The 14,255-nt window shown below is 69.4% G+C and carries 17 protein-coding genes; 6 read left to right on the top strand and 11 right to left on the bottom strand.

Annotated features, from left to right (window positions below; all coding sequences use genetic code 11):
* Position 1: 1 nt before the first annotated feature.
* The 3 genes from SZ55_RS19490 to SZ55_RS19480 all read right to left on the bottom strand — a co-directional run bounded on the left by SZ55_RS19490 (position 2) and on the right by SZ55_RS19480 (position 1,815).
* Complete coding sequence (locus SZ55_RS19490) at positions 2–1,000, bottom strand: LLM class flavin-dependent oxidoreductase (protein WP_044410165.1); 999 nt, start codon at positions 998–1,000, stop codon at positions 2–4.
* Positions 1,001–1,235: 235 nt separating this feature from the next.
* Positions 1,236–1,460: a DUF1161 domain-containing protein gene (locus tag SZ55_RS19485; RefSeq protein ID WP_044410163.1), complete on the bottom strand. Its 225-nt coding sequence runs from the start codon at positions 1,458–1,460 to the stop codon at positions 1,236–1,238.
* 139 nt (positions 1,461–1,599) lie between these two features.
* On the bottom strand, positions 1,600–1,815 hold the full coding sequence (locus SZ55_RS19480) for a dodecin (RefSeq protein ID WP_044410160.1): 216 nt from the start codon (positions 1,813–1,815) through the stop codon (positions 1,600–1,602).
* Positions 1,816–1,962: 147 nt separating this feature from the next.
* Here SZ55_RS19480 and SZ55_RS19475 point away from each other — a divergent pair, with 147 nt between their 5' ends.
* Positions 1,963–2,280 (top strand): hypothetical protein, encoded by a 318-nt coding sequence (locus SZ55_RS19475; protein WP_152644520.1) that lies wholly within the window; start codon positions 1,963–1,965, stop codon positions 2,278–2,280.
* Between the two features lie 4 nt (positions 2,281–2,284).
* Here SZ55_RS19475 and SZ55_RS19470 read toward each other — a convergent pair whose 3' ends face one another.
* The 3 genes from SZ55_RS19470 to SZ55_RS19460 all read right to left on the bottom strand — a co-directional run bounded on the left by SZ55_RS19470 (position 2,285) and on the right by SZ55_RS19460 (position 4,443).
* Positions 2,285–2,788 carry a DUF3060 domain-containing protein gene (locus tag SZ55_RS19470; RefSeq protein ID WP_044410154.1) on the bottom strand — a complete coding sequence of 168 codons (504 nt, stop codon included), beginning with the start codon at positions 2,786–2,788 and terminating at the stop codon, positions 2,285–2,287.
* Positions 2,789–2,882: 94 nt separating this feature from the next.
* The gene (locus tag SZ55_RS19465) at positions 2,883–3,770 is read right to left on the bottom strand and encodes a LysR family transcriptional regulator (protein WP_044410151.1); all 888 of its coding nucleotides are present in this window, start codon (positions 3,768–3,770) and stop codon (positions 2,883–2,885) included.
* 1 nt (position 3,771) lies between these two features.
* Positions 3,772–4,443, bottom strand: coding sequence for a DUF3592 domain-containing protein (locus SZ55_RS19460; RefSeq protein WP_044410148.1), 672 nt, complete (start codon positions 4,441–4,443; stop codon positions 3,772–3,774).
* A 117-nt stretch (positions 4,444–4,560) separates the two neighbouring features.
* Here SZ55_RS19460 and trpB point away from each other — a divergent pair, with 117 nt between their 5' ends.
* The 3 genes from trpB to SZ55_RS19445 all read left to right on the top strand — a co-directional run bounded on the left by trpB (position 4,561) and on the right by SZ55_RS19445 (position 7,691).
* Positions 4,561–5,784 carry a tryptophan synthase subunit beta gene (trpB, locus tag SZ55_RS19455; RefSeq protein ID WP_044410145.1) on the top strand — a complete coding sequence of 408 codons (1,224 nt, stop codon included), beginning with the start codon at positions 4,561–4,563 and terminating at the stop codon, positions 5,782–5,784.
* On the top strand, positions 5,784–6,593 hold the full coding sequence (gene trpA, locus SZ55_RS19450) for a tryptophan synthase subunit alpha (protein WP_044410143.1): 810 nt from the start codon (positions 5,784–5,786) through the stop codon (positions 6,591–6,593). Before trpB ends, trpA begins: the two co-directional genes overlap by 1 nt.
* A 219-nt stretch (positions 6,594–6,812) precedes the next feature.
* Positions 6,813–7,691 carry a M24 family metallopeptidase gene (locus SZ55_RS19445; protein ID WP_152644519.1) on the top strand — a complete coding sequence of 293 codons (879 nt, stop codon included), beginning with the start codon at positions 6,813–6,815 and terminating at the stop codon, positions 7,689–7,691.
* A 51-nt stretch (positions 7,692–7,742) separates the two neighbouring features.
* On the opposite strand, the gene SZ55_RS19440 is transcribed toward SZ55_RS19445, so the two are convergent.
* Complete coding sequence (locus SZ55_RS19440; RefSeq protein ID WP_044410141.1) at positions 7,743–8,609, bottom strand: carboxylate/amino acid/amine transporter; 867 nt, start codon at positions 8,607–8,609, stop codon at positions 7,743–7,745.
* A 101-nt stretch (positions 8,610–8,710) separates the two neighbouring features.
* Here SZ55_RS19440 and SZ55_RS28825 point away from each other — a divergent pair, with 101 nt between their 5' ends.
* Together SZ55_RS28825 and SZ55_RS19430 are read left to right on the top strand one after the other, a co-directional pair.
* Entirely contained in the window at positions 8,711–9,385 is a 675-nt protein-coding gene (locus SZ55_RS28825) for a FadR/GntR family transcriptional regulator (RefSeq protein WP_052807632.1), read from the top strand.
* 68 nt (positions 9,386–9,453) lie between these two features.
* A complete protein-coding gene (locus tag SZ55_RS19430; RefSeq protein ID WP_152644518.1) occupies positions 9,454–10,890 on the top strand; it encodes a flavin monoamine oxidase family protein in 1,437 nt (478 codons plus the stop codon).
* On the opposite strand, the gene SZ55_RS19425 is transcribed toward SZ55_RS19430, so the two are convergent.
* Genes SZ55_RS19425 through SZ55_RS19410 form a run of 4 tightly spaced genes read right to left on the bottom strand, consistent with a single transcriptional unit; the run spans position 10,887 to position 14,144 of the window.
* Positions 10,887–11,255, bottom strand: coding sequence for a DOPA 4,5-dioxygenase family protein (locus SZ55_RS19425; protein ID WP_044410139.1), 369 nt, complete (start codon positions 11,253–11,255; stop codon positions 10,887–10,889). The genes SZ55_RS19430 and SZ55_RS19425 overlap by 4 nt on opposite strands.
* 54 nt (positions 11,256–11,309) lie before the next feature.
* On the bottom strand, positions 11,310–11,906 hold the full coding sequence (locus SZ55_RS19420) for a hypothetical protein (protein WP_044410137.1): 597 nt from the start codon (positions 11,904–11,906) through the stop codon (positions 11,310–11,312).
* Positions 11,903–13,177: a peptidylprolyl isomerase gene (locus SZ55_RS28820; protein ID WP_082078289.1), complete on the bottom strand. Its 1,275-nt coding sequence runs from the start codon at positions 13,175–13,177 to the stop codon at positions 11,903–11,905. The genes SZ55_RS19420 and SZ55_RS28820 overlap by 4 nt, the downstream gene beginning before the upstream one ends.
* Positions 13,158–14,144: a phospholipase gene (locus SZ55_RS19410; protein ID WP_044410134.1), complete on the bottom strand. Its 987-nt coding sequence runs from the start codon at positions 14,142–14,144 to the stop codon at positions 13,158–13,160. Before SZ55_RS19410 ends, SZ55_RS28820 begins: the two co-directional genes overlap by 20 nt.
* Positions 14,145–14,255: the final 111 nt, after the last annotated feature.

Raw genomic sequence — 14,255 nt, 5'->3', positions numbered from 1 at the left:
CTCAGCCGCGCAACCCGGCGAGGATGTCGAAGGCCCGCAGGCGGTGCTCGTGCTGGTAGACGTCGCAGGTGAAGATCAGCTCGTCCGCCCCGGTCTGCTCCAGCAGCACCTCCAGCTTGCTGCGGATCTTCTCCGGCCCGCCGACCATCGCCAGCCCCAGGAAGCTGCCCACCGCCTCCTTCTCGTGAGGCAGCCAGCGCCCGGCCATGCTTTCCACCGGCGGGCGCAGCACCAGGCTCTCGCCGCGCATCAGCGCCAGCACCCGCTGGTAGACGGTGGTGGCGAGGAACTCCGCCTCCTCGTCGGTGGGCGCCGCCACCAGCGGCACGCCGAGCATCACGTAGGGCGCATCGAGCACCTCGGACGGGCGGAAATGGTTGCGGTACACGCGGATCGCCTCGTGCAGGTAGCGCGGGGCGAAGTGCGAGGCGAAGGCGTAGGGCAGGCCCTTCATGCCCGCCAGCTGGGCGCTGAACAGGCTGGAGCCGAGCAGCCAGATCGGCACGCGGGTGTCCATGCCGGGCATGGCGATCACCTTCTGGCCCTCCTGGCGCGGGCCCAGCAGCCGTTCCAGCTCCTCGACGTCACGGGGGAAGTCGTCGGCGCTGCCCAGGCGGTCGCGCCGCAGCGCCTGGGCGGTGAAGTGGTCCGCCCCTGGCGCGCGCCCCAGGCCCAGCTCGATGCGGCCCGGGTAGAGGGTGGCCAGGGTGCCGAACTGCTCGGCCACCACCAGCGGCGCATGGTTGGGCAGCATCACCCCGCCGGAACCAAGGCGCAGGGTCGAGGTGTTGGCGGCGAGGTAGCCCAGCAGCACGGCGGTCGCCGAGCTGGCGATGCCGTCCATGTTGTGGTGCTCGGCCACCCAGAAGCGCGAGAAGCCCAGCCGCTCGACGTGCTGCGCCAGGGCCAGGGAGTTGTGCAGGGCCTGGGCGGGGCCGCCGTGGTCGCGGATCGGCGCCAGGTCGAGGACGGAAAGGGGAAGCGAGGAAAGCGCAGTCATGGTGATCGGGCCTTGCGAGGGGAAGGCGGAAGACCTTCCGTAGGACAGGATGCGCCTACTCTAAGTTGCCCCTTTCGATCGGACCAGAAGGCACTTTTCCGTGCCTCAGGCACCTTCTGGTAAGCCCCTCACCGCTGCGGACGGGTCGTTCCGGCAAAGAAGGAACGCCTGCAAGTTGAAGGTAACGCGCAGAAAAAAGCCGGCATCGAGCCGGCTTCTTCCCAGATACGGTGAATCACTTGCGCTGGTAGACGATTTCCTTGGTGCCCGCCTCGCAGCTGCCCACCACCTTCTTGTCGGTGACGCTGCCCTTGTCGACGATCTCCAGGGTGTAGGACGTCGCACCCTTGGCCTTGATCTTCGCGTCGATCTCGGACTTCAGCTCTTCACAGGGCTTGCCAGCGGCCATGGCCGAACCGGCGAGCGCGAACAAACCAGCAGCCAACAGCAGTTTTTTCATCGGTAACGCTCCCTCGTTGCAGAAAAGAAACGGCTCGTGCGAGCCATGGAGACGACCCGTCTCCGGGGTTGGCCGGGCACCCAGGCCCGGCCGAACGCGAACAGCCTAGCTCAAGGTGCCGGGGATTTCTGTCAGACAGTTAGCTATCGCTGAGTCGGAAGCCTACTTTCAGCGTCACCTGGTAATGGCCCACCTTGCCGTTCTCGATGTGGCCGCGGGTTTCCACCACCTCGAACCACTCCAGCAGCTTGATGGTCTTGGCCGCCTGCTCCAGCGCGTTGCCGATGGCGTCTTCGATGCTGGTGCGGGACGAGCCCACGATCTCGATCTTCTTGTAGGTGTGGTGATCCGACATAGCCGTTCTCCTTGCCTTAACGATGATTCGCCTGCCAGTTCTGGCACGTGCCTCGGGCGATAAGTTCAGATTAGCTGCACTCACTCGCGCTGCCGTGGTCGCAAAACGTACACCCCACGACAGAGGAGACACCCCATGGCGTTCTTCATGAACCGGCGCAAACAGCGCGCCATCGACGACATCCAGCGGGAGATCGACCACCTGCGCGGCCGCATCGACCACATCCGCGGGCGCACCGAGGCCGCCACCGGGCAGGCAGTGGCCACGCTGAAGACGGAAACGGGACAGATGGCCCGCGCCTTGGACCACGGGCGCGAATGGGTGACCCGCAGCGCCTGGACGGCCGGGCGCGGCGCGCTCGCCTATGGTCGCCGGCACCCGCTGGCCGCGACGGGCCTGGCCGTGGGCGCGGCAGGCGCCATGGCCCTGGCCTGCCTGCTGCAGGCGCGCGCCCAGCGGCGCTGAGTGATCAGGGCTGGTGCTCGATACGGTTGTCCACGCCCTGAACCCTGATCCGCGGCTCCGAACCGCTCCAGCGCAGCAGGTTGTCAGCCCCCGACAGGGTCGCCACGACCGGCCCCCTGAAGACCAGCTCCAGGTTGTGGTCGGCGCCGCTGACCTCCAACAGCGCGTGATTCGGGGCACGGCCTTCGAGGGCCGCCTGGACGCGGTTCTTCGCCGTGTCCACCTCCAGGCGCTCGACGCGCCCGGCGGTGACCTGGTTCTGAATACCCGAAACGCTCAGCGCCCCACCCTGTTCCAGGCTCACCTGGTGGTCCGAGCCGTACACGGTGACGGCACCGCAGGTGCCGGTGAGGCGGATGTGATTGGCGGAGCCGGTGATCTCCACGTCCTGCCCCTGACAGGGCACGTCACGGGTCAGGCCGACGCCGTCGATGCTCACGGGTTCGGCCTGGGCGAGGGGGGCAAGGGTCAGGGCCAGCAGGGCGCCGGCAAGGGGAAACTTGGGCATGGACGCGTCCTTCTTCCATTGAGCATGCCCCGCTGTGACCGGCCGTGGCCCGGGAAAGTTGCACCCCCTGGGCAGAAGCGTGACGCCGTAGACGTCAGCGCCCCAGCTCCTGGCGCAACCAGCCCGCCAGGGCATCGGCGCGGCGATCGGCCTGCCGGCCGTTGATCCACAGCGCCAGGCGCGCGGGCGTCTCGACGAAGCCCCAGGGCGCCACCAGGCGGCCCGAGGCCAGTTCGTCCGCCACCAGCTGCTGCGGGGCGATGGCCACGCCCAGGCCGGCCACCGCCGCCTCCAGCAGGTAGTAGAGGTGCTCGAAGCCCTGGCCGAGGCGCAGCCGATCCACCGCCAGGCCCTGGGCTGCCGCCCATTGCGGCCAGGCCTGGGGCCGCGAAGTGGTGTGCAGCAGCGCCTCGTCCAGCAGGGCCACGGGTGGCGCACCGGCCAGCCGGTCATGCCGCGCGTAGCGGGGGCTCAGCACCGGGCCGATGGATTCCGCCGCCAGTTCCACCACCCGCAGGTCCGCCGGCCAGGGCGGTGCGGCGAAGCACAGGGTGGCGTCCACCCCCGGTCGCCGTGGATCGAGCTCGCCCTCGCTGGCGGACAGTTGCAGGCGCAGGTCCGGCAGCTCTCGGTTGAGGCGGTCCAGGCGCGGAATGAACCAGCGCGCCAGCAGGCTGCCGGGGCAGGCGAGGACGAAAGGCGCCTCGTCGCTGCGCCGTGCGAGGTCCGCACAGACCCCGCGCAAGCGCTCGAAGGCCTCCGCCGTGGCGTCCCGCAGGCGCTGGCCAGCATCCGTGAGTTTTACGCCGCGCCCGTCCTTGCTGAACAGCGCCACGCCGAGGGACTCCTCCAGCTGCCGCACCTGGCGGCTCACCGCCCCGTGGGTGACGTGCAGTTCATCGGCGGCGCGGCTCATGCTCTGCAGCCGCGCCGCGGCCTCGAAGGCGCGCAGGGCGTTGAGGGAGGGCAGGTCCTGGCTCATCTCAGTCCGCCAGTTCCGGCAGGAAGGCCGTGTCCATGGCATAGCGGCGCGGGTTGGCCGGGTCGATCAGCACCCGCACCCAGCCATCGTCAGGCAGGAAGCGGGACGGGTCGAACCAGAGGTTCTCGCTGTTGAACAGGTGCAGCTTGCCGGTGGCCGGGTTCTTCCACTGGGCCACGATGCGCCAGGGGTGCTGGCCGTTGACGCTCAGCGAGCCGTTGAGCCGTACGTCGACCACCTCGGCCATCACCGCCTGGCCGCTCACCGCCAGTTGCGCGGCGCGGCGCCGGGCCAGCAGCGGCGGCACCACGAAGCACGAGCCGATCAGGGCGAACACCGCACCGATGCCACCGAGCACCAGGGAGCCGACCCAGTTGTCGACGAAGCTGTCCAGGTGCGCATCGCGGGGGTCTGCCGGGTCGTAGTAGACCCTCGCCGACTCGCCCAGCTCGAAGGCCGGCGGGCTGCTGCAGCCGCTGCTGGTGTGCTCCACCGCCTCACCCGCCGCCGTGCGGAAGGCCACCGTCGGGCAGCCGCCGCTGATATCGATCACCTCCGCCGAGGCCAGCGTCATGCGTGCCTGGTCGCTCAGCCGCGCCACCTGCACCGCCACCGCACCCGCGATCATCAGACCGCCCAGGGCGGGAAACACCCACAACCATCCCAGTTTCATGCGTCGATCTTCCTGTGAGTAAAAATCACACGTCGAGGCGGAATTATCGGTTTTTCTACCGCCCCGTCCAGTCGTAGACTGGCCACCATTGTCCCAGCCACCCAACGGATGACCGCCATGCCTGGTTCACAGAATTCCTATCGCAACGGCCCGGACGCCAAGGGCCTGTTCGGCGCCTTCGGCGGCCAGTACGTCGCCGAGACCCTGATGCCGCTGATCCACGACCTGGCCCGCGAATACGAGAAGGCCAAGGAAGACCCGGCCTTCATCGAAGAGCTGGCCTACTTCCAGCGTGACTACGTCGGCCGCCCGAGCCCGCTGTACTTCGCCGAGCGCCTGACCGAGCACTGCGGCGGCGCGAAGATCTACCTCAAGCGCGAAGAGCTGAACCACACTGGCGCGCACAAGATCAACAACTGCATCGGCCAGATCCTCCTGGCCCGCCGCATGGGCAAGAAACGCATCATCGCCGAGACCGGCGCCGGCATGCACGGCGTGGCCACTGCCACCGTGGCCGCCCGCTTCGGCATGGAATGCGTGGTGTACATGGGCACCACCGACATCGACCGCCAGCAGGCCAACGTGTTCCGCATGAAGCTCCTGGGCGCCACCGTGATCCCGGTCACCGCCGGCACCGGCACCCTCAAGGACGCCATGAACGAGGCCCTGCGCGACTGGGTGACCAACGTCGACACCACCTTCTACCTGATCGGCACCGTCGCCGGCCCGCACCCGTACCCGGCCATGGTCCGTGACTTCCAGGCCGTGATCGGCAAGGAAACCCGCGAGCAGCTGGCCGAGAAGGAAGGGCGCCTGCCCGACTCCCTGGTCGCCTGCATCGGCGGCGGCTCCAACGCCATGGGCCTGTTCCACCCCTTCCTCGACGACGCCTCGGTGCAGATCGTCGGCGTGGAAGCCGCCGGCCACGGCATCGAGACCGGCAAGCATGCCGCCAGCCTCAACGGCGGCGTACCGGGCGTGCTGCACGGCAACCGCACCTTCCTGCTGCAGGACGACGACGGCCAGATCATCGACGCCCACTCCATCTCCGCCGGCCTGGACTACCCCGGCATCGGCCCGGAACACGCCTGGCTGCACGACATCGGCCGCGTCGAGTACACCTCGATCACCGACCACGAAGCCCTGGAAGCCTTCCACCAGTGCTGCCGCCTCGAAGGCATCATCCCGGCCCTGGAGAGCTCCCACGCCCTGGCCGAAGTGTTCAAGCGCGCGCCCACGCTGCCCAAGGACCACATCATGGTGGTCAACCTCTCCGGCCGCGGCGACAAGGACATGCAGACCGTGATGCACCACATGCAACAGAACCAGGAGAAGCACTGATGAGCCGCCTGCAGACCCGCTTCGCCGAGCTGAAGCAGCAGAACCGCGCAGCCCTGGTGACCTTCGTCACCGCCGGCGACCCGAACTACGACGCCTCCCTGGCGATCCTCAAGGGCCTGCCGGAGGCCGGTGCCGACGTGATCGAACTGGGCATGCCCTTCACCGACCCGATGGCCGACGGTCCCTCGATCCAGCTGGCCAACATCCGCGCCCTGGCCGGCAAGCAGAACCTGGCCAAGACCCTGCAGATGGTCCGGGAATTCCGCGAGGGCAACCAGAGCACCCCGCTGGTGCTGATGGGCTACTTCAACCCCATCCACCACTACGGCGTCGAGCGCTTCGTCAGCGACGCCAAGGCCGCGGGCGTGGACGGCCTTATCGTCGTCGACCTGCCGGCCGAACATAACGACGACCTGTGCCTGCCGGCCCAGAACGCCGGCATCGACTTCGTCCGCCTGACCACCCCGACCACCGACGACGCCCGCCTGCCGACGGTGCTCGCCGGCAGCTCCGGCTTCGTCTACTACGTCTCGGTGGCCGGCGTCACCGGCGCCGGCTCCGCCACCCTGGAGCACGTGCAGGCCGCCGTGACCCGCCTGCGCCGCCACACCGACCTGCCGGTGGCCATCGGCTTCGGCATCCGCACCGCCGAACACGCCGCCAGCATCGCCCGCCTCGCCGACGGCGTGGTGGTGGGCTCCGCCCTGGTGGACCAGATCGCCAAGGCCGAAACCGCCGAACAGGCCGTCGACGGCGTCCTCACCCTCTGCAAGACCCTGGCCGACGGCGTGCGCAGCGCCCGCGCCTGATCACGATACAGCCGCAATAGAAGCCGCCGCCCCCAGTTGGGAGCAGCGGCTTTTCACGCTGAAGCACGTGCGAGCGAGGCCCCACATCGAGAGCAGCCAGCATCACCGCCCCCGATCATTCCGCCATCGAATGACGTAGCCCTGCGATCAAGATCCCGTCTCAGGCGGCGTACTCTCCGATAATCTCCGTTCTCCGCTCCAGTCCCACGGATGTAATTCATGCTCCCCACCATGAAGCGCCTGTTCAACTCACTTCACGCCCTGACAGGACGCCCCCGAGTCCGTCCGCTATGGGATCGATACGCCGCCGGTAATCAGCGATTGGCGAAAAGCATCGCCCGACGATCAGCTGCCGAGCGCCTCAAGGACCAGCGGGAACAAGCCCCCGAGGCGAGCCGCCTGTTGCGTTCGCTGGCGCCATTGATCATCCAAGGGGCCAATGGACTAGAGATCCAGGAGCACCTGCTGAACGCTTATCTGGAACGGGGTTGGCGCCCGATGCTGGTGGGTTACCACGGCTATCCGGCGGCGGTCCCCGTCTCGGTCAACTATGGCGTCGGAGGTGTTATCCCGACCGACAAGCCGATCCCGGAGGCGGCACTGGTCAAGGTCGAGCTGATCGCAGGCACTCCCGTTTCGCACTTGGCGCAGACCTGGACCTTTGCTGGCCGGAACGCCACACCGCTGCAACTGTTCATGCTCGACAAAGCGCGGCTGGCACTGCGCAAGGGCATCGAGCCGGTACGCCATGGGGCCAGGATCGACACCATCGGCGACGCGATCTCCAAGGTGCTCGATGAAAACGACCTTTTCCCGATCCGCGAGCTATGCGGGTACACGATGGGTGCGCAACGTGTCGAAGAGCCGCAGATCCTGGGCTATGGCCTCCGCGGTATACCTTCCCGTGGGACCTGTATGGAGGCTGGCCAGGTATTGAACATCCAGGTGCTGGCTCAAAGAGCGCAAGTTCGTACACGCGTCAGGGGAGAGGAGGGTTTCCAGTACTACACCGGAGACAGAGGGGATGCTGTTGTGTTGTCCGTCATGGTTGAGGTCACTGAAACCGGGCACAGATTGTTGACCGAGTTCGTCGATTGACCCAGCGCCTCCCGATAGGCCGAGCGCGATAGGTGAGGGCAGCGCCCAGTCCTAGGGCTGCTGCATGGCCGGCTTCCGGCCCAAACGGCTTATCCACAGGGACGCGAGGATCACCGCACCGCCCAGGGCGAGGCGGGGGAGGTCGGCGTCGCGGTTCCAGATCAGCAGGTTGACCAGCAGCCCGGCGGGTACGTGGAGTTCGTTCATCACCGCCAGGGTGCCGGCGCTGACGCGGGTGCTGCCCTTGACCCACCAGAACATCCCCAGTGCCGTGGCGAACAGCCCCATCCACAGCAGCACGCCCCATTGCACCACGGTCTGCGGCAGGCGCTCGGGGTTGCCGAAGAGCAGGAAGGAGGGCAGCGCCAGCACCAGCGCGCCGAGGAAGAAGTGGCCGAAGAAGCGGTGCAGCGGCTGCTCCACCGGGTAGCGCACCAGCAGCCGGCGGCACAGCACCTGGCCGGCGGCGAAGGTGGCGTTGGCCACCTGCAAGAGGATGAAGCCCAGCAGGTACTCCCCCTCCAGCCGGTCGAAGCGGATGATCACCCCACCACCCACCGCCACCAGTGCGGCCAGCAGCGCCCAGGGGCTGAAGCGCCGCGCCAGCGCATCGTCCAGCAGGGTCACGTAGATCGGCGTGAGCACGGTGAACAGCAGCACCTCCGGCACCGTGAGCACCGCGAAGCTGCGGTACAGGCACAGGTAGGTGATGCCGAACTGCAGCGCACCGGCCAGCCAGAAGCCGGCCAGCAGGCGGGTCGGCAGGCCGCGCCAGCGGGTGAAGGGCAGGAACACCAGCGCCGCGATCAGCACCCGCGCCAGCACCGCGAAATCACTGTCCACCCGGCCGGCCAGGTACTCGCCGATCAGGCTGAAGGAGAAAGCCCAGAGCAGGGTGACGATAAGCAGGAAGGACATGGACGGCCTCCGGAAACGCGGGCCGCGATGATAGGCGCTGCCTCGTCGTTCGTCATCGCGGGTGCTTGACTGTACTTGGTAACCAAGTACAGTGGCGCCCCATGAGCACAGCGAATCCCCCCACGCGGCATGCCGCTGACGACGCCCTGGAAGGGCTGTTCGTCGAAATCTTCGACGGCCACCTGGCTCCCGGCGAGGCATTGCCTGCGGAACGGCTGTTGGCCGAACGCTACGGCGTCTCGCGCATCACCGTGCGCCAGGCGGTGCACAAGCTGAAGGACGCCGGCCTGGTGGAAGTGCGCCAGGGCGGCGCCAGCCGGGTGCTGGACCCGGCCCGCGCCGATGCGCGGGTGTTCGAGCTGCTGCTGCGCTACGGCGCCCGCCTGCGCTCGGATGCTGCCCGCCGTCTGCTGCGCGACCTGGACGAGTACCAGCAGCTCTATGCCATCGGCCTGCTGGAGGCGGCAGCGCGCCACGCCACGGACGACGAGCGGGCCGAACTGCTGGCGGAGGTGGAAGGCTGCCCCGCCACACCGACCCCGGAGCAGTTGCAGGCCCTGGAGCGACGGGTGTGGCAGCGGCTCACCGCCTTCGGCCGCAACCGTGTGCTGCAGATGGAAATGGCCCTGTGGCAGCGCTGGCTGGGCGAGGAGCCGCCTTCGGCGGGCGACCCGGCGGAGCTGCGCTGGTTCTACCTGACCCTGGTGCGCCAGCTGCACGCCCGGCAGGACCCGATCCCGTTCTACCTGGCCTCGGTGCGTACACCGGCCGCCTGAACCCGTCGCCACCCCGGATTGGGTGGTTTTTCGACCCGATCAACTTGGTAACCAAGTGGAGATACAGGATGTACACGCGATTGCTCGATGCCCTGGGTGTTTCCCGCCGCTCCCTGCTGCGCCTGGGCGGCGCGGCGCTGCTGTCCGGGCTGGCCCGGGGTGGACAGGCCTCGCCCGGCGGGCCGCCGGACCGGCAGGTGGACGTGGTGGTGGTGGGTGCGGGCCTCTCCGGCCTGGTGGCAGCTAGACGCCTGGTGGCCGCAGGGTGCCGCGTGCAGGTGCTGGAGGCCCGCGAGCGGGTCGGCGGGCGCACCCTCAACCAGCCCCTGGGCGAAGGCATCGAGGTGGACGGTGGTGGCCAGTGGGTCGGCGGCAGCCAGCAGGCGGTGATGCGCCTGGCCGGTGAACTGGGCGTGCCGCTGGTGCCGCAGTACACCCAGGGCGAGATGGCGGCCCTGATCCAGGGCCAGCGCTACACCTTCCCGCCCGAAGGCCCCGGCCCCAAGGCGCGGGCGTTGATGGACCGGCTCGAAGCCATGGCGGCGCGGGTGCCGCCGGAGGCGCCCTGGAAGGCACCCCGCGCCGAGGCCTGGGACGCCATGAGCGTGGCGGCCTGGCTGAAGGCCCAGCGCGCGGACGAGGAGGCCGTCGAAGCGGTGGCGACCACCCTCTCCACCACCCTGGCCAGCGAACCGGGGCGGGTCTCACTGCTGTGGTTCCTGTTCTACCTGCGTTCAGCGGGCGGCTTCACCGCCCTGGACGACCAGGCCCAGCAATACCGTTTGCGGGGCGGGGCGCAGCGCCTGTCCCTGCTGCTGGCCGAGCAGCTGGGCGACAGCCTGCTCACCGGCAGCCCGGTGAGCCGGATCGACGGCTGGCTGGAGGGCCCGCTGCGGGTCCACAGCGAACGGGCGGTGATCAGCGCCGAACAGGTGGTGGTGGCGATGATGCCGGCCGATGTCAGCCGCATCGGCTTCAGCCCCGCCCTGCCGCCGGGTCGCGAGGCCCTGCAGCGGAGCTGGGCCGCCAGCGGCGGGATCAAGGTGCACCTGCGCTACCCGGCACCGTTCTGGCGCGCGGCCGGTCTCTCGGGGGCCGGACTGGTCACCGACGGGCTGGTGCAGATGACGGTCGACAGCACCCCGGAAGGCCAGGGGGACGGCGTGCTCCTGGCCTTCCTCGACCCGGCCCGCGCGGGGGGTGACCCGGCCCGGCGGCGCAAGCGGGTGCTGCGCGAGCTGAGCCGCCTGCTGGGTGATGAAGCCGCGCGGCCGCTGGCCTATGTGGAGCAGGACTGGTCCCAGGAGCGCTGGAGCGCCGGCTGCGTGTCGCCCCTGCCGCCCGGTGTGCTGGCGCGCAACGGCCACTGGCTGCGGGCGCCCCTGGGCCGGCTGCACTGGGCCGGGAGCGAGGCCTCGCCGATCTGGTGCGGTTACCTGGAAGGGGCGGTGCGCGCCGGCGAACGGGTCGCGCAGGAGGTGCTGGTGGCGCTGGGGCGGGCCTAAAGGTCGTACTCGATGGCCCCATCCTGCAGATCAGCTAGGTCCAGCGGGCGGACCTCGCCCATCCACAGCGGAAAGTCGCGGTGGTCCTTCAGGTCGCTGCCGGTAATGGGGTGCACCAGCACGTTGAGGCCACCGCGGTTGAGCGCCAGCCAGGGCACCACGTCGCCGAACAGTTCGGGCTTGAAGGCCAGCTGGCAGCTCCAGTCCGGGTGCGGGCCGACCCGCTTCTCGTGGACGCGGCCCATCTTCAGCGGGAAGCGGCGGGCCGCCTCCTCGCACAGCGCACGGGCCTGGGGCAGGGTCTCGGCGTCGAAGTAGACGTGGGCGTGGAAGCCCTTGATGCGGGGGGTGGCAAAGGCCGACATGGCGGTCTCCCGAAAACGGAGGCTGCCATGGTAGCCGCTTGCGCCCGGGGCTGCTCAGTCGGCGCGGGTGCTGCCGGGCAGCAGCTCGGGCGCCTCACGCTCCAGGTGCGCCTGCATGGCCTCCAGTTGTTCCAGCGCGGCGCGGGCCTCGTCCAGCTCGGCGGGGCTGCGTTCGCCGCTCTGGGCGGCGGCCTCGATGCGTGCGCGGATCTCGGGGATCTGCTGCACGCCAGCGGCATAGGCCTGCACCAGCTCGCGGGTCTGGCGCTCCTCCAGGGCGGTGTAGGCCTGTGGATCGGCCCGTTCGGCATCGCTGGCGGCCTGGCGTGGCTTGAGCCCGCCCAGGGCCGGGCTGCGCGGGTCGCCGTGTTCCGCCGTCCACTGCATGAGCTGCTGGGCCTGCTGGAGATCCAGTGGCGCCGGGGCGGGCGGGGCCTCGTCCACGGCCTTGGCGGCCACGGGGGCCACCGGTGCGGGGGAGGCCGGCGGCYGCGMRGCCGCCGGAACGGGCACGGGCGGAAGGCTGGCCGGCGCGGACGGCGCCCGGGCAGGCGACGCCACGGCCACCGGGGCTTCGCGCCAGCTCCAGGCTGCACCCACACCGGCGCTGACCAGCACGCTGGCCAGGGCCAGCCCCAGCCAGCCCTTCACAAGCCCTCCACGCGGGCATCGGCCAGCAACTGGCGGATACGCGCCTCGAACTCGGCGGCCAGCTGCTCACGGGCCACGGCCTGGTTCACCTCGTAGCGCACGCTCGGGTCCGCCAGGGGCAGTTGGCGGTCCTCGCGGCTGCGCACGCGGAGGATCTCGAAGGCACCGTCGATCAGCATCGGCTGCGACAGGGTGTTGGCCTTCTGGATCAGCGCGGTCTTGTGCAGCAGGTCCAGCTTCGGGTCGTCGGCGCGGATCAGCCCGAGGTCCCCCGGCGGGGTGCGGGCCTTGTCCTCCGCCAGGGAATGGCGGCGCACGGCCTCGTCGAAATCTAGGCCCTGCTGCAGCTCGGCGTAGAGGCGGTCGGCGCTGGCCTGGTCCCCCACGCGCAGGTGCGCGGCCTGGACCTGGGCGACGTTGCGGTAGTTCGCCAGGTTGCGCTGGTAGTAGGCCTCGGCATCGGCGTCGCTGACCCGGGCGGCCCGTGCCCGCAGGTTGTCGGACTCGTGGTGGAAGTCGCTGTAGAGGCCGACCTGGTGCAGGTAGCGCTGGCGCACCAGGCGATCCCGCACCAGGGTGCGCAGGCCCTGGCGCTCTTCAGCGCTGAAGCCCTCCTGGCCGAGGCGGTACCAGAGGCGGTCCCGCTGAATCCGGGCCTGGACCTGGCGCGCCAGGTAGCCGAGGTTGCCCTGCTGCAGCTCCACCCGGCCCTGGACGTTGTCGCCCTGGTAGAGGTCGAGCAGGTCGAGGCGCTGCTCGGCTTCGCCGGGGAACTGCCAGCGGATCAGCTCGGTGGCTGCTGCTTCGCGGGTCTGGGTCGGGTCCAGCTGCAGGCTGTCCACCACCAGCACCCGGGAGGCGGGGGCCAGCACCTGGCGCAGGCGCTCCGCGCTGAGCGGCCGGGGCTGGCGCAGGTAGGGGCTGAGGTCTTCCTCAGCGCGGCGACCGAAGTACTGCTCCAGCAGGTTGCCGGCCTCGATCTCGACGCTGGCGTCGAGGTCGCGGCGGTTCTGCTCGTTCAGCTGCGGCTCCAGTTCCCGCGCCAGCAGGTGGTTCTCCACCAGGCCGCGACGCAGCTGGCGCGGGTCGGTGTTGAACTTGACCCGGGTGAGCACCTGTTCCAGCAGGGCGATGCTGCGTCCGGGCAGGCGCTGGCCGTCGATGCGCAGGTCCGGGGTGCTGGGCATGGCCTGCGCGCCGCCGAGCCAGGCGCCGAGCAGCAGCGCCAGGCCCCGCCGGCGCCAGGGGCGATCAGAGGCTTTCACGGGCATTGAAGCTGCGTGCGCCCTTGGTCAGCACGGTGACAGTCAGGGCGATGGACTCGGGGATCAGCTCGCGGGCGACCCGCAGCCGGGTGGCGTAGCTGGTGTCGTAGAGCGGCTCGGGATGGGCGTAGGCGACCTGGCCGGTCTGGGTCAGCAGCTCGCGGATGCTGCGGGCCGGGTCGTAGCGGCTGATGAGGTTGGCCACGGCGGTGGGGTCGTTGAGTTTCTCGCTGGCGTAGTGGTCATCGACCCAGCCTTCCCAGCTGACGTGGCCGTTGGCCGAGGTGATCCACACGTGGTGGGGCTGGGCCACGTCGCCGGTGGCGTGCAGGGCATAGCCGATGGTCTGCAGCGAGGGGGCGGCGCGGAACTGGTCGAACCAGTAGCCGGCGAGGTTATCGATGGGCTGGAAGGCGGCGGTCTGGAAGTCGCCGTAGTGCTCCTGCCAGTTGGACCGGCTGCCGCGCCGGTAGTGGGCCTCGGTGGTGTCGAAGTCCTCGCGTTTCAGCTCGCGGTTGTACAGGTAGACCTTGGCGTACCAGTCCACGTCGGCGATGGTGCCGTCCACCTTGTGGTAGCGGTAGTCGTAGCCGCCGTGAGGGTTGCCGTGGGCATCGCCCTGGCGGCCCATGTTGAGGAAGTGCCAGTAGGAGGTGTAGTTCACCAGCTTGGCGGCGGCATTCCACACTGGGGCGTATTCGTAGCCAACCCACCAGCCACCCAGGCGCGTGTCGCGGAAGTCGTCCACGTCGTAGGCGGCCTGGCCGAGGATCTCGCCGGCCTTGGCCTCGCTACCGGCGGCGCCGACGTAGAAGGCATAGGCCTGGCGCATCTCCTCGGTGGCGTAGGGAGAGTTCATGTACGCCAGGGCGTCCTTGACGATGTTCTTGTGGGTGGGCTGCGACCAGGCGTGGGCCTGGCCGGTGAGGGCGCACAGCACAAGGCTGGCGACCAGGCGGGAGGTCGGTCTCATTGGGGGCAGCGCTCTTTGGAGTGGTGGTGTGTCAGTAATGGGCGAAGGTTGTGGCCTTTGCATGACGCTCAGGCCGGCGCCCCGTGACGGGCATCACATAATAGCGGCGCC

Source organism: Pseudomonas sp. FeS53a (genome assembly GCF_000931385.1).
Taxonomy (GTDB): domain Bacteria; phylum Pseudomonadota; class Gammaproteobacteria; order Pseudomonadales; family Pseudomonadaceae; genus Metapseudomonas; species Metapseudomonas otitidis.
The sequence above is the reverse complement of the archived record's forward strand: the minus strand, read 5'-3'. Positions and strand labels throughout refer to the sequence as shown.

What these genes read in the sequence shown, in the direction of transcription:
- trpB (WP_044410145.1), top strand. Translation starts at nt 4,561, where the DNA reads ATGCCTGGTTCACAGAATTCCTATCGCAACGGCCCGGACGCCAAGGGC.
- SZ55_RS19465 (WP_044410151.1), bottom strand. Translation starts at nt 3,770, where the DNA reads ATGAGCCAGGACCTGCCCTCCCTCAACGCCCTGCGCGCCTTCGAGGCC.
- trpA (WP_044410143.1), top strand. Translation starts at nt 5,784, where the DNA reads ATGAGCCGCCTGCAGACCCGCTTCGCCGAGCTGAAGCAGCAGAACCGC.
- SZ55_RS19490 (WP_044410165.1), bottom strand. Translation starts at nt 1,000, where the DNA reads ATGACTGCGCTTTCCTCGCTTCCCCTTTCCGTCCTCGACCTGGCGCCG.
- SZ55_RS19475 (WP_152644520.1), top strand. Translation starts at nt 1,963, where the DNA reads ATGAACCGGCGCAAACAGCGCGCCATCGACGACATCCAGCGGGAGATC.
- SZ55_RS28820 (WP_082078289.1), bottom strand. Translation starts at nt 13,177, where the DNA reads ATGCCCGTGAAAGCCTCTGATCGCCCCTGGCGCCGGCGGGGCCTGGCG.
- SZ55_RS19440 (WP_044410141.1), bottom strand. Translation starts at nt 8,609, where the DNA reads ATGTCCTTCCTGCTTATCGTCACCCTGCTCTGGGCTTTCTCCTTCAGC.
- SZ55_RS19425 (WP_044410139.1), bottom strand. Translation starts at nt 11,255, where the DNA reads ATGTCGGCCTTTGCCACCCCCCGCATCAAGGGCTTCCACGCCCACGTC.
- SZ55_RS19480 (WP_044410160.1), bottom strand. Translation starts at nt 1,815, where the DNA reads ATGTCGGATCACCACACCTACAAGAAGATCGAGATCGTGGGCTCGTCC.
- SZ55_RS19470 (WP_044410154.1), bottom strand. Translation starts at nt 2,788, where the DNA reads ATGCCCAAGTTTCCCCTTGCCGGCGCCCTGCTGGCCCTGACCCTTGCC.
- SZ55_RS19430 (WP_152644518.1), top strand. Translation starts at nt 9,454, where the DNA reads ATGTACACGCGATTGCTCGATGCCCTGGGTGTTTCCCGCCGCTCCCTG.
- SZ55_RS19460 (WP_044410148.1), bottom strand. Translation starts at nt 4,443, where the DNA reads ATGAAACTGGGATGGTTGTGGGTGTTTCCCGCCCTGGGCGGTCTGATG.
- SZ55_RS28825 (WP_052807632.1), top strand. Translation starts at nt 8,711, where the DNA reads ATGAGCACAGCGAATCCCCCCACGCGGCATGCCGCTGACGACGCCCTG.
- SZ55_RS19410 (WP_044410134.1), bottom strand. Translation starts at nt 14,144, where the DNA reads ATGAGACCGACCTCCCGCCTGGTCGCCAGCCTTGTGCTGTGCGCCCTC.
- SZ55_RS19445 (WP_152644519.1), top strand. Translation starts at nt 6,813, where the DNA reads ATGCTCCCCACCATGAAGCGCCTGTTCAACTCACTTCACGCCCTGACA.
- SZ55_RS19485 (WP_044410163.1), bottom strand. Translation starts at nt 1,460, where the DNA reads ATGAAAAAACTGCTGTTGGCTGCTGGTTTGTTCGCGCTCGCCGGTTCG.